Raw genomic sequence first — 11,816 nt, 5'->3', positions numbered from 1 at the left:
TCGATCTGCCGCGCCCGCGCCGTCGCAGCGAGCTATTGCTCGACTCGCGCTACCAGAAGTACGTCGTCGATATCGAGCGCATGTTCGATGAGGTCGACGAGACAGGGGCGCCATCATGACATCGCCGGCGGCCCTGACCAGACGCGCTGCCCCGGTGTTCGCCTGCATCGGGCTGCTGGCGGTATGGCAGGTCGGGTCGCTCGTTMTGAAGAACGACAGCTTCCCGACGGCGCTCGAGGCGATCCGTACGATCCCGGACATCCTCGGCGACAAGGAAGCGCTGATCAATATCCTGGCCTCGCTCCGCCGTATGGCGATCGGGTTCGCCATAGCTGTGCTTGTTTCGATCCCGTTAGGCCTGTTGATGGGCCGCAGCCGTGCAGTTGCGGCGTTCTTCAATCCGCTCCTAATGGTGATCTACCCAGTGCCGAAGGCGGCCTTGATGCCGATCATCATGCTGTGGCTGGGGGTCGGCGACATCACCAAGACGCTGGTCATTTTCCTCGGCGTCAGTCTGCCGGTGATCTATCACAGCTTCGAAGGCGCCAAGGCTGTCGAGGAGAAGATGCTGTGGTCGGGTGCGGCGATGGGACTCTCGCCCCTGCAGCGTCTGGTGCGGATCGTGCTGCCTGCGGCACTGCCGGAAATCCTGACCGGGTGCCGCACGGGGCTCGTGCTGGCGCTGATCACGATGATCACGAGCGAGATGATCGCCCGCCAGTCCGGCGCCGGCAACATCCTGTTCAATGCACTCGACATGGGCCAGTACGACACGGTCTTTGCGATGATCATCATCGTGGGGGCGATGGGAATCTGCCTCGATGCGATCTTCGAGCGGGTCCGCGCAAGGCTTGTGCGTTGGTCTGAGCCGCAGTTCGACATGCCGCTGAGCTTCTCATGACATCGCGCCTGCTTCCAATGAATGTCGTCCTTGGCCTCGTCCCGATCCTGCTGGTGATCGCGGTGTGGCAGGGCCTCGTGTCATCCGGCCTTGCGCCTGCGGCCTTGCTGCCGCCACCGGGCGTCGTCTTCGGCCGGCTGGTCCAGCAGCTCGTGACGTGGACGTTTCAGCAGGAGATCGCCTCGACCCTTATCCGGCTGTTTTCCGGATTCGCAATTGCGGTCGTGCTCGGTGTCAGCATTGGCATCGCTGCCGCGGCGAATCCGGCAATCAACGCCGTGGTTCGGCCGATCGTGCGCGTGCTGGCACCTCTGCCAAAGGTTGCGCTGTATCCCGCGCTGTTGCTGCTGCTGGGTTTCGGCCATGGATCGAAGATCACGTTAGTGGCGGCGGACGCGCTCTTTCCCATCCTGCTGTCCACTTACTATGGCGCATCGACGGTCGAGCAGAAGCTGATCTGGTCAGCCATGGCCGCGGGAACACCGCGCTATGAAATCCTCTTCAAGGTGGTACTGCCGGCGGCGATGCCGTCGATCCTGACCGGCTGCAGGATCGGACTTGTCATTTCCTGCATCGTGGTGTTTCTGGCCGAAATGATCACGTCGACGGACGGGCTTGGCCATGTTCTCGTGACCGCGGCCCGGACCTTCCAGGCCGTCGACATGTTCGTGCCGCTGATCACGATCTCGCTGTTGGGATTGATCCTGAATGGCCTGCTGGGGGCCGTGCGGTCATACCTGCTCCGGGGCTTCCCCGAAGCGTAGCGAACCGAACAAGAAACAAGACCGGGAGTGAACCATGCTGGCCGATCGTATCGAAGCAAAATGGATCGACGCATTTTGCGAGATTTTTGAGCGATGCGCTGTCAAGGCCGGCGATACTGCGGCGATCCTCTCGGAAACCCAGTCACGCGCGCTGAACGTGCATCTGGCGGAACTCGCCTTGCTGCGCATGGGCGCGCGACCGTTTCACGTGGTTATGCCGACCCCGCGCAATCGTCATGTGGTGCCGGTTCGCTCGACGGGGGCGAGCGAGGCGATCCAACGGCTTGGTCCGGTCATCACTGCACTTCAGCAGGCTGGTTTCGTGGTGGATTGCACCATCGAGGGCCTGATGCACGCAGTCGAAACGCCGGAGATCCTCAAGGCCGGTGCGCGGATCCTGGTGATCTCCAACGAGCACCCTGAGGCCCTGGAGCGCATGGTGCCGGACCCGGCGTTGGAAAAGCGCGTTCGCGCGGCGGCGAAGATGCTGCGCGGGACCAAGCGGATGCGGGTCACATCGAAAGCCGGCACGGCGCTCGATGTCGACATGGTGGGAGCTTCCACGGTCGGCGTGTGGGGCTGGACCGACAAGCCGGGAACGCTGGCGCATTGGCCCGGCGGCATCGTCGTCAGCTTTCCCAGGAGCGGCACGATCAACGGCACGCTGGTGATGGCGCCCGGCGACATCAACCTGACCTTCAAGCGTTACCTGACATCGCTGGTGAAGATGACGCTGAAAGACGACTATGTCGTCGAGCTCGAAGGCGAGGGCACGGATGCGGCGATGATGCGCGCCTACCTCGCCGCGTGGGGCGATCGCGAGGCCTATGCGGTGTCACATGTCGGCTTCGGCATGAACCCGGGCGCGCGCTACGAAGCGCTCTCGATGTACGATCAGCGCGACACCAACGGCACGGAGATCCRTGCCGTCTCCGGCAATTTCCTGTTTTCGACCGGCGCCAACGAATTTGCCGGCCGCTACACGGCGGGTCATTTCGACCTGCCGATGATGGGAACGACCATCGAGCTCGACGGCGTCTCGGTGGTGCGGGACGGCGTGCTCCAGGACGTCTTTGGCTAGCTCCGATCGAGCACCGGCGGACGGGCCAGGTCGAAGTGTCGGAGCAGGTCGACCATGGCTTGCAGCCGCTTTGCGCGATAGGCGTCGACGTCGAGGCCCGAATAGTCGAGGAAGCCCGCGCCCGTCCGAAGGCCGATCCGCCCTTCGTGCATGTTCCGTGAAATCACCTCCGGTGCGCGATATCGGTCGCTGCCGAGTGCGCCTTCGAGGTAGCGGCTGGCGTAGTAGAGGATGTCACCGCCGCCCCAGTCGATGAATTCGAGCAGCCCGAGCACGGCGTAGCGGAAGCCGAAGCCGTAACGGATCGCCTTGTCGATCTCCTCCGCGCTGGCGACACCTTCCTCGACCATGCGAGCGGCTTCGTTCATCGCGAGCGCCTGGATACGCGGGACGATGAAGCCTGGCGTCGCAGCACAGACCACCGGCACTTTGCCGATGCCTTCGAGCAGCACTTTGACGTCGCCAACGATCGCGGCGTCGGTTGCCTTGCCGGGCGAAACCTCGACCAGCGGGATCAGATAGGCCGGGTTGAGCCAATGCACATTGAGGAAGCGGCGAGGATTCACGACCGCGCTGGATAGATCGTCGACCAAGATGGTGGACGTTGTCGATGCGATGATTGTGTCAGGGCCGACCTGTTTTGAGGCAGAGCCGAGCACCTCGCGCTTGAGCTCGACGATCTCCGGCACGCCCTCGAAGACCATTCCGGCATCGGTTAGCGCTGCACCACTCTGGCTGGCCGACACCACCGAGACCCGCGCGATCAGTGGGTCGACGTCCGCCTCGGTCAGCAGCCCCAGGCTCGACAGGCTGGCAAATGTGGTCCTGACTTCGCCGAGTGCGTCTGCCTCCAGCTTGGCGAATTCCTCCGCGGAACGGGCCTTGATGTCGATCATGGTGACCCTGTGCCCCGCGTAGGCGAACGCGACGGCGATGCCGCGCCCCATGCGGCCGGCACCGAGACAGGCAATGTTGGCGCGGGTCGTCATCGGTCAGAACCCCTTGCGAAGGAGCATTTGCAATTCGGTCTTGCCGAGATTGCCAAGCCCCAAGGTCTTGAGCGTTCGGCCGCCTTGCGCAAAATCCTCGCCGCAAATCGCGCCGCCGATCGCCAGAAAAGCCTTTGCAAGCGGTGTGGCGACGCCCGCCAGTTCCGCGACGGAGACCAGCAGCGACAGTCCAAGCCGCAGATCCTCGCGCATGTAGCGGTGCTCCGTCAGCACAATGCGTTCGCGCCAGTCGCCGGAATCGGTCAGGCGGTCATGCGAGCCGCGGCCATACATCCAGATCTCGCCTTCCTTGGCGTAGTGATGAGCGAGCGGAAAATGCGGGGCGCCATATCCGAGCGCCTCGCGCACCGCGATCCGCTCGGCGTCGAGCGCGTCGGTGACCCGACGGATCGAGGCTTGCGTGCCTTCCTTGTGAATGTCCCACCGCTCGAAATGTTCGATCGGGCCCGCGTTCATTACGATCAGCGGCGGATGAATGATCGGGCCGGCATTCATCAGCGCGCCGGAAAGTGCGTCTCCGCATGGCTCGATTGCGCCCGGGAAGGCGCGTTCAATCACCTCTAGCGCATGCGGCTCCTGGTCGAGCGGGAACACGCCGACCGGCAGTCGCTTGGCGCGGATGGTGATCGCGACGTCGAATGGCCCGTGCTTGCGGGTCAGCCAGGGCAGCGTGCCGGTTTCGGCGAAGCTCGCTTTGGCGTGGTTGCCGGCGTCCCGCGCAGCCTGGGCGAAGATCATCGAGCCGAATGTCGCCGGCGGCAGAAACACGACCTGGCCATCCCGCAAATGTGGGGCCAGTAGGCGGGCGATGTCCGGCTGCGCGAAGGCGGGGGCAGGGCAGAGGATCAGTTCGGCGCCGTTGACGGCTTCCGCCATGTCAGTCGTGACCAGCGCCAGCTTCATGTTGTGGCCGCCGTTGTGGTCCTTCACCAGGATACGAGAGCCGGCTGCACGATGTGCTGCGACCTGATCCGCGTCGCGGCGCCAGAGCCGGACCTCATGCCCCGACAGCGCAAAGTCGCCCGCGGCCGCGAAAGAGCCGTTACCACCGCCGAGAACAGTGATCTTCAAGATGCTTCTCCTTGCGCGCGTGACTGCGCATCAAGCTGCTTCAGCAGGAAATGCTGGACCTTGCCTAGCGCCGTGCGCGGCAGGTCGGTGACGAAGACGATGTCGCGCGGAACCTTGTAGCGTGCGAGTTGCGCCTGAAGATGTGCTTTCAACTCGTCCACCTCGAGCCTGCATCCGGATCGCCGGATGACATAGGCGACTGGCACCTCGTCCCAGCGCGGATCCGGCCTGCCGATCACGGCGCATTCGCTGACATCGGGATGTTCCAGCAGGACCCGTTCGACCTCGGCCGGATAGACGTTCTCACCACCGGAAACGATCATGTTCTTCTTGCGGTCGCGAACCCAGAAATAGCCGTCCGGGTCGCACAGGCCGATATCTCCGGTGCGATACCAGCCGTCGTGCAGGGCGTCGCGCGTGGCGTCGGCATTACCCCAATATGCGAAGAAGACATTGGGGCCGCGCACCGCGATCTCGCCCGGCGTGCCCGGCGGCACCTCGCTGCCTGCATGATCGATCACCTTCGCTTCGCAGCACAGGCCGGCGAGGCCGGTCGATCCCGCGCGCGAAAGATCGCCGCCGAGCCGCGTATAGACCGCGATGGGGCAGGTTTCCGTCGAACCGTAGACCTGAAGCACCGGAACGCCGCGTGCGACAAAACGATCGATCAGATGCGGCGGCACGATGGTCGAGCCGGTGGCGACAGCCTTCAGTGATGAGAGATCTGCCGTGGCCCAGACGGGATGGTCGCTTACGGCCTGGATGATCGCCGGTACCATCACCGTCAGCGTCGGCCGCTCGCGCGCGATGGCCGCCAGCGCCATGTCGGGCGTGAAACGGGCATGAATCGTCACGGTCGCGCCGAGGTGGAGCGCCGGCGTGGTCTGGATGTTGAGGCCGCCGACATGGAAGAACGGCAGTACCGTCAGGATGTGGTCCTCGGACGTCATGTCGTGCATGTGCTGGCTCATGACGCCGTTCCAGAACAGCGCCTCCTGGCGCAGCACCGCGCCCTTCGGTCGTCCGGTCGTCCCTGACGTGTAGACGATGAGCAGCGGACAGGAGAGGTCGGCATGCGGATCGCGGCCGCCACCACCAGATCCCAGCAGAGTTTCGAAAGTCTCGCCACGAGGTGGCGTGAAATCCAGCCCGACGACAGCCATCCGGAGCGAGTTGCGCTCCAGCTCGGCAAGAACTCCGTCAAAGGCCTGCTCCAGCACCAAAACCTTGGCGCCCGCATCCGCGAGAATGAAGATCTGCTCGGCGACCGCGAGCCGCCAGTTCAAGGGCACCAGCAGMGCGCCGAGCCGTGCGCATGCGTAGAGCAGAACCAGATAGTCCGGACGGYTCAGGCTCAGGATCGCGACACGGTCACCCCGACCAACCCCAAGCTCCCGCTTCAATGCCGTGGCGGTCCGTTCGATGCGCCCGGCAAACGCAGCATAGCTCAGCCGTTCCCCTTCGAAGGCAATGGCTGTCTTGTCTGGCGCGAACGCCGCGTTGCGATCGATCAGACTACAGAGGTCCACCGTCAGTCGTCCGTTTCGCCGGCCTCGTACAGCGCTTCGCGGCCGATGCGGTCGAGGCACAGCTCGGCTGTCCAGGGCAGCATCAGCGAGCCGCAGCGGCTGTCGCGATAGATCCGCTCCAGCGGCAGCGATCGAAGCATGGCTTGACCGCCGCAGGTGCGGATCGCGAGCGCAGCGAGCTCATTGGCGCCTTCCATGACCGAATATTGCGCGGCATAGGCACGCAATACCTGCTCCTTGCTCGGATTGGCGCGCGCCTCGGTGACGGCCTGAAACCAGATCGCCTTGATCTGCTCGAGCTTGATCTGCATCTGCGCGACCGCGATCTGCTTGGTTGGGTACATCCTGCGCTTGACCGGCGGCATGCCCGGGACCTCGCCGCGCAGGTAGCGCACGGTGAAGTCATAGGCCGCTTGCGCGAGGCCCATATAGGTCGGCGACAGCGTCAGGAACATGTGCGGCCAGCGCATCGCGGCCTGAAAGTAGACACCGCGCGGCATGAGCGCAGAATCGTCCGGCACGAAGACATCCTTGAACAGGAGGGTCCGCGAGACCGTGCCGCGCATGCCGAGCGGATCCCAGTCGCCGACGACAGAAACTCCTTGCGACTTGGCGGGGATGGCGAGGTAAAGGGTATTGCGGCGCGAGGCCTTCCCGCCTTGCTCGATCTCGGTACAGAGCACGCCGTAATAGTCGGCGTGCCCGGAGAGCGATGCAAAGATCTTCTTGCCGTTGACGATCCAGCCACCCTCGACCGGTCTTGCTTCCGTGCCGAAGGCGACGCCGCCTGCGGCCGCCGCGCCGCCCTCCGAGAAGGGTTGCGAGTAGATGGCGCCGTCCTCGACGATGCGCTTGTAGTGGACGGCGCGCCTGCGCTCGTGTTCCGCGCGGGTCTCGGCGTCCATGTCGAGATCGTCGGCAAGTGGGCCCGACCACAGGGTCGAGCAGACATGCATGTTCCAGGTGAGCGCCGTTGCGCCGCAATAGCGGCCGATCTCGGCCGCCGCCAAAGCATAGGTCTGGTAGTTCGCGCCAAGTCCGCCATGCTTCTTTGGAACAGCAATGCCGAGCAGGCCGACGCGATGCAGGTCGCGATAATTCTCGGTCGGAAAGATCGCCTCGCGATCGTAGGTCGCGGCGCGACCGGCGAACACGCTCTGGCCGATCTCGCGCGCCCGCGTGATGATGCCGGCCTGTTCGTCGCTCAAGCGGAACGCGACGGGATCGAAGATGGGCGGATCGAGCGCGACCTTGTCGGTCGTGCCAATGGTCTGGCTGACTTGCATGGTCATTGCGCAGTCACCTGTGTTTTGGTCGCGCCGGACCGCAGGAACCCGTCAAGAGCGGCATTGAACGCATCGGGGCGTTCAAGGTTGGCGAGATGGCCGACGCCGGCAAGCTCGACATATGCGGCTGAGGGAATGTAGGTCGCCGTCTTCGCCATCATGGCGGCGGGTGCGTTGTTGTCCTTGGAGCCGGACAGCAGCAGCGTCGGTACGGATATGTCCTTGAGCGTGCCGCGCTGATCGAATCCGATCAGGGCCAGCATCATGGCGCGATAGCTTGCTTCCGGCACATTTGCCATGCACTCGCGTGCAAGTTCCATCCCCTTCGGATCGGGATCGTCGCCGACCAGCTCTTTCACCAGGGACGGTGCGAGCGACTTCATGGTTTCCCCGCGATCCAGCGGTCCGAGCCGCGCGGCGATGAACGATTTCTGCCAGTCGCCATCAGCCTTGCCGAAGGCCGGGCTGGTCTGCGCCAGGACGACGGCGCGGGCCAGTTTTGGGGAGCGAACCAGCCATTTCTGGACGATCATGCCGCCGATCGAATGGCCCACCACAATGGGGTTCGGCGCGCCGATCTGTGTGATGAATTGCTGGAGCGCATCTGCCAGGGCGGCAATGCTGACGCTGGCGAGTGGCGCCGAACCGCCATAGCCCGGCATGTCCCATGCGATCGTGTGGAAGCGATCGCCGAATGTAGCAAGCTGGTGCCGCCAGGCCCGCGCCGCGCCGCCAATGCCGTGGAGAAAAATCAAAGGTATCGCGCCCGGATCGCCCGCGGCTTCATAGGCGAAGCATCCGTCTTTTGTTATCATCGGCGTGGATTGCGGCACGCGACATCCTTTTGCTTGGCCGGGCGATGCTAACAGGCCTGATGGCGTTGGGAAGAGATAATTTTATACTTAAAGCAATTTTCGGGCCGATCCTGGCCTATGGCAAAACTCGCGCTTCATTGCAAAAACTTGAAGGTTAAAATATATCGAGGGACGACCAGCAGATCCTAGGGAGCCAGCGCATGTCCGGATTGCCGCATTCGCCGCACGCGCTAGTGACCGGTGGTGGCCGTGGTATCGGCCGCGCGATTGCGGCAGCGCTCGTCGGCGCCGGTGCCACCGTTACGGTGCTCGGCCGCAATGGAGCAATTCTTGACGAGGCGGTGAGCGCAGGAGCTGCGCATTTCGCGGCCATCGCCGACGTCTCGGACGAAGCTTCATTGAAGGCTGCCATCACTGAGGCGAGCGCGCGAAAGCCGATCGATATCCTGATCGCCAACGCGGGCAGCGCTGAATCGGCACCGTTCTCGAAGTCGGACAGCGCGCTGTTTACGCGCATGATGGACGTCAACTTCATGGGCGTGGTCCACGCTGTCCACGGTGTGTTGCCGGGCATGAAGGATCGTCCCTATGGCCGCATTGTCGCGATCGCGTCGACGGCCGGGCTCAAGGGCTACGCCTATGTGAGTGCGTACACTGCGGCCAAGCATGCCGTGATCGGCCTCGTGCGTTCGCTTGCCCTCGAGATGGCCGGCAGCAACGTGACGGTGAATGCGGTGTGTCCGGGCTTCACCGATACCGATCTGGTCGCCGGCAGCATCGAGAACATCATGAAGAAGACCGGCCGGAGCCGCGAGCAGGCGATCGCCGAGCTCGCGAAGCACAATCCGCAGGGACGTCTGATCACACCTGATGAAGTGGCCGATGCCGTGCTTTGGCTGTGCGGCGAGGGCGCTGGCGCGATCACCGGTCAGGCGATTGCCGTCGCCGGTGGTGAGATCTAGCGTACGTGTCGAAGGCGCGGAACCAGGAAGCCAAGGAGATCGCATGAGCAGACCAGCCAATCCCGTGACCATTCCGCTCGCGGACTATTCGCCGGAGCACTTCCTGTTGGCCGTGGTCGACGGCGTTGCGACCGTGAAGCTCAATCGTCCCGAACGAAAAAATCCGCTGACCTTCGAGAGCTATCGGGAGCTCACCGATTTCTTCCGCGCCTGCGCGTTTGACGATGCGGTCAAGGTCGTGGTCGTCACCGGCGCAGGAGGCAATTTCTCGTCCGGCGGCGACGTATTCGAGATCATCGGCCCGCTCGTGAAGATGGACACCAAGGGACTGACGGCCTTTACCCGGATGACGGGCGACCTCGTCAAGGCGATGCGGGCCTGCCCGCAGCCGATCGTCGCCGCGGTCGAAGGCATCTGCGCCGGCGCGGGCGCGATCATGGCCATGGCATCCGACATGCGGCTCGCCGCGAGCGGAGCCAAGGTGGCCTTTCTGTTCAACAAGGTGGGACTTGCCGGCTGCGACATGGGCGCCTGCGCGATCCTGCCACGGATCATCGGGCAGTCGCGCGCCTCCGAATTGCTCTACACCGGTCGGTTCATGACCGCGGAGGAGGGCGAGCGCTGGGGCTTCTTCAGCCGCATCGTCACGCCTGAGCAGGTGCTGCTCCAGGCGCAACTGCTGGCAAAGCAGATCGCCGAAGGGCCGACCTTCGCCAACACCATGACCAAGCGGATGCTGGCGATGGAATGGGCGATGTCGGTGGAGGAGGCGATCGAGGCGGAGGCGGTTGCCCAGGCCCTGTGCATGACCACGGCGGATTTCGAGCGGGCCTTCGAGGCCTTCGTCAACAAGGTCAAGCCGGTGTTCAGGGGCGACTAGCCGGGTCACTCTGACCCGCGGCCGGCCCACCAACGGCGAGCTGCGCGAAATTGCTTTAATCTTGAAGCAATTCCCCGCCGGGTAAATTGGCGAGCCTCCCATGGGGCGTGYGCGACCGGCAGGATCTCGAGGAGCTGCGAATTAAGGCTAAGCCCGAAGACCGGGGCGGAGCTCAAGGTGGAGGCGACAAAGCCGCTTGCGGCGGAGTGACCGCCCGTGCGAATTTAACCGCATTGCCTGGTGTGTTTCGAGTGGAGTTAGGGCGATGAAGGCGATTATCGTCGGCGGCGGTATCGGTGGCCTCACCACGGCATTGATGCTGCGCTCGCGCGGCGTTGCTTGCGAGATTTTTGAGCAGGCGGATACCATCCGCGAGCTTGGCGTCGGCATCAATACGCTTCCGCACGCCATGCGCGAGCTCGCAGGCCTCGGCCTGCTGCAGAAGCTCGACGACGTGGCGATCCGCACCGACCAGCTCTACTACCTCAATCGGCACGGCCAGGAGGTCTGGCGTGAAGCCCGCGGCATCGATGCCGGCCACGACGTCCCGCAATTCTCCATCCACCGCGGCCGGCTTCAGGGCGTCATTCATCGCGCCGTCGAGGAGCGGCTCGGGCAGGACGCGATCCACACCGGTTGCCGCCTCGGTGCGTTCACCCAGGACGAAGGTGGCGTCACAGCCTACTTCTTCGATCGCGCCGGCGCTCACATCCATACCGCGCGCGGCGATATCCTGATCGGCGCCGACGGCATCCACTCGCGTGTGCGCGAGACGCTGTTCCCCAACGAGGGGCCGCCGTGCTGGAACGGCCTGATGTTGTGGCGTGGTGCGCGCGACTGGCCGCTGTTCCTGACCGGCAAATCGATGATCGTGGCCGGCGGCCTGAATGCCAAAGTGGTGATCTATCCGATCGCCGAGGGATCGAGCCCGGCGAGCCGCCTGACCAACTGGGCGGTGCTGGTGAAGGTCGGCGAGGGCAATGCGCCGCCACCGCGCAAGGAAGACTGGTCGCGGCCGGGCCGGCGCGAGGAGCTGATGCCGCATGTGGCGCGCTTCTCCGTGCCTTATATCGACGTGAAGAGCCTGATTTCGGCGACGCCCGAATTCTACGAATATCCGACCTGCGACCGTGATCCCTTGCCCTATTGGTCGTCGGGACGCGTCACGCTGCTCGGCGATGCCGCGCATCCGATGTATCCGGTCGGTTCCAACGGCGCATCGCAGGCGATCCTCGACGCGCGCTGCCTCGCGGACGCGCTGGTGCGCGCCGAGCATCCGCGCCAGGCGCTGCTCGAATACGAGAAGAAGCGGCTGCCGATGACCGCGGATATCGTCCGCTCCAACCGGCGCGGCGGCCCCGAGGGCGTCATCGACGCCGTCGAGCAGCTTGCGCCCGACGGATTCGACAATGTCGACAACGTGCTGAGCTATTCCCAGCGCGAGGCGATCGTGCGCGGCTACGCCACAAAGGCCGGCTTCGCCGCAGTGCCGGGTCTTGCGGCGGTGCGCGCCTGAA

At 64.3% G+C, this 11,816-nt stretch carries 11 protein-coding genes and 1 pseudogene; 7 read left to right on the top strand and 5 right to left on the bottom strand.

The genetic code is table 11. The features are described 5' to 3' along the window. The 4 genes and pseudogenes from ACXJL8_RS04975 to ACXJL8_RS04960 form a co-directional block, all read left to right on the top strand. A pseudogene (locus ACXJL8_RS04975) lies at nt 1-119 on the top strand (nitrate ABC transporter ATP-binding protein); the annotation flags it as partial. Next, nucleotides 116-901 carry an ABC transporter permease gene (locus tag ACXJL8_RS04970; RefSeq protein WP_456684691.1) on the top strand — a complete coding sequence of 262 codons (786 nt, stop codon included), beginning with the start codon at nt 116-118 and terminating at the stop codon, nt 899-901. The pseudogene ACXJL8_RS04975 and the gene ACXJL8_RS04970, both read left to right, overlap by 4 nt. After that, entirely contained in the window at nt 898-1,665 is a 768-nt protein-coding gene (locus ACXJL8_RS04965) for an ABC transporter permease (protein ID WP_456622638.1), read from the top strand. Before ACXJL8_RS04970 ends, ACXJL8_RS04965 begins: the two co-directional genes overlap by 4 nt. Nucleotides 1,666-1,699: 34 nt before the next feature. Next, nucleotides 1,700-2,746, top strand: coding sequence for a peptidase M29 (locus ACXJL8_RS04960; RefSeq protein ID WP_456684690.1), 1,047 nt, complete (start codon nt 1,700-1,702; stop codon nt 2,744-2,746). Here the strand turns inward: ACXJL8_RS04960 and ACXJL8_RS04955 are convergent. The 5 genes from ACXJL8_RS04955 to ACXJL8_RS04935 are packed head-to-tail and all read right to left on the bottom strand — an operon-like array spanning nt 2,743 to nt 8,475. After that, nucleotides 2,743-3,735, bottom strand: a complete 993-nt coding sequence (locus ACXJL8_RS04955; protein ID WP_456622640.1) for a 3-hydroxybutyryl-CoA dehydrogenase — start codon at nt 3,733-3,735, stop codon at nt 2,743-2,745. The two genes, ACXJL8_RS04960 and ACXJL8_RS04955, sit on opposite strands and share 4 nt — an antisense overlap. A gap of 3 nt (nt 3,736-3,738) precedes the next feature. After that, nucleotides 3,739-4,827, bottom strand: coding sequence for an NAD/NADP octopine/nopaline dehydrogenase family protein (locus ACXJL8_RS04950; RefSeq protein WP_456622641.1), 1,089 nt, complete (start codon nt 4,825-4,827; stop codon nt 3,739-3,741). Beyond that, nucleotides 4,824-6,356 carry a class I adenylate-forming enzyme family protein gene (locus ACXJL8_RS04945; protein ID WP_456684689.1) on the bottom strand — a complete coding sequence of 511 codons (1,533 nt, stop codon included), beginning with the start codon at nt 6,354-6,356 and terminating at the stop codon, nt 4,824-4,826. The genes ACXJL8_RS04950 and ACXJL8_RS04945 overlap by 4 nt, the downstream gene beginning before the upstream one ends. A gap of 2 nt (nt 6,357-6,358) precedes the next feature. Further along, nucleotides 6,359-7,648 carry an acyl-CoA dehydrogenase family protein gene (locus tag ACXJL8_RS04940; RefSeq protein WP_456622643.1) on the bottom strand — a complete coding sequence of 430 codons (1,290 nt, stop codon included), beginning with the start codon at nt 7,646-7,648 and terminating at the stop codon, nt 6,359-6,361. Beyond that, a complete protein-coding gene (locus ACXJL8_RS04935; protein WP_456622644.1) occupies nt 7,645-8,475 on the bottom strand; it encodes an alpha/beta fold hydrolase in 831 nt (276 codons plus the stop codon). The genes ACXJL8_RS04940 and ACXJL8_RS04935 overlap by 4 nt, the downstream gene beginning before the upstream one ends. A gap of 182 nt (nt 8,476-8,657) precedes the next feature. Between ACXJL8_RS04935 and ACXJL8_RS04930 the strand changes: the two genes are divergently transcribed. The 3 genes from ACXJL8_RS04930 to ACXJL8_RS04920 all read left to right on the top strand — a co-directional run bounded on the left by ACXJL8_RS04930 (nt 8,658) and on the right by ACXJL8_RS04920 (nt 11,815). Then, on the top strand, nt 8,658-9,419 hold the full coding sequence (locus ACXJL8_RS04930; protein WP_456622645.1) for an SDR family NAD(P)-dependent oxidoreductase: 762 nt from the start codon (nt 8,658-8,660) through the stop codon (nt 9,417-9,419). 43 nt (nt 9,420-9,462) lie between these two features. Next, nucleotides 9,463-10,299 carry an enoyl-CoA hydratase family protein gene (locus tag ACXJL8_RS04925; RefSeq protein WP_456622646.1) on the top strand — a complete coding sequence of 279 codons (837 nt, stop codon included), beginning with the start codon at nt 9,463-9,465 and terminating at the stop codon, nt 10,297-10,299. Nucleotides 10,300-10,564: 265 nt separating this feature from the next. Next, entirely contained in the window at nt 10,565-11,815 is a 1,251-nt protein-coding gene (locus ACXJL8_RS04920) for a flavin-dependent oxidoreductase (RefSeq protein ID WP_456622647.1), read from the top strand. Nucleotide 11,816 lies beyond the last annotated feature (1 nt).

The organism is Bradyrhizobium sp. P5_C11_2, from assembly GCF_054049755.1.
The sequence above is the reverse complement of the archived record's forward strand: the minus strand, read 5'-3'. Positions and strand labels throughout refer to the sequence as shown.

Coding starts and splice junctions, on each gene's coding strand:
- ACXJL8_RS04965 (WP_456622638.1), top strand. CDS start 898: ATGACATCGCGCCTGCTTCCAATGAATGTCGTCCTTGGCCTCGTCCCG.
- ACXJL8_RS04955 (WP_456622640.1), bottom strand. CDS start 3,735: ATGACGACCCGCGCCAACATTGCCTGTCTCGGTGCCGGCCGCATGGGG.
- ACXJL8_RS04940 (WP_456622643.1), bottom strand. CDS start 7,648: ATGACCATGCAAGTCAGCCAGACCATTGGCACGACCGACAAGGTCGCG.
- ACXJL8_RS04930 (WP_456622645.1), top strand. CDS start 8,658: ATGTCCGGATTGCCGCATTCGCCGCACGCGCTAGTGACCGGTGGTGGC.
- ACXJL8_RS04925 (WP_456622646.1), top strand. CDS start 9,463: ATGAGCAGACCAGCCAATCCCGTGACCATTCCGCTCGCGGACTATTCG.
- ACXJL8_RS04920 (WP_456622647.1), top strand. CDS start 10,565: ATGAAGGCGATTATCGTCGGCGGCGGTATCGGTGGCCTCACCACGGCA.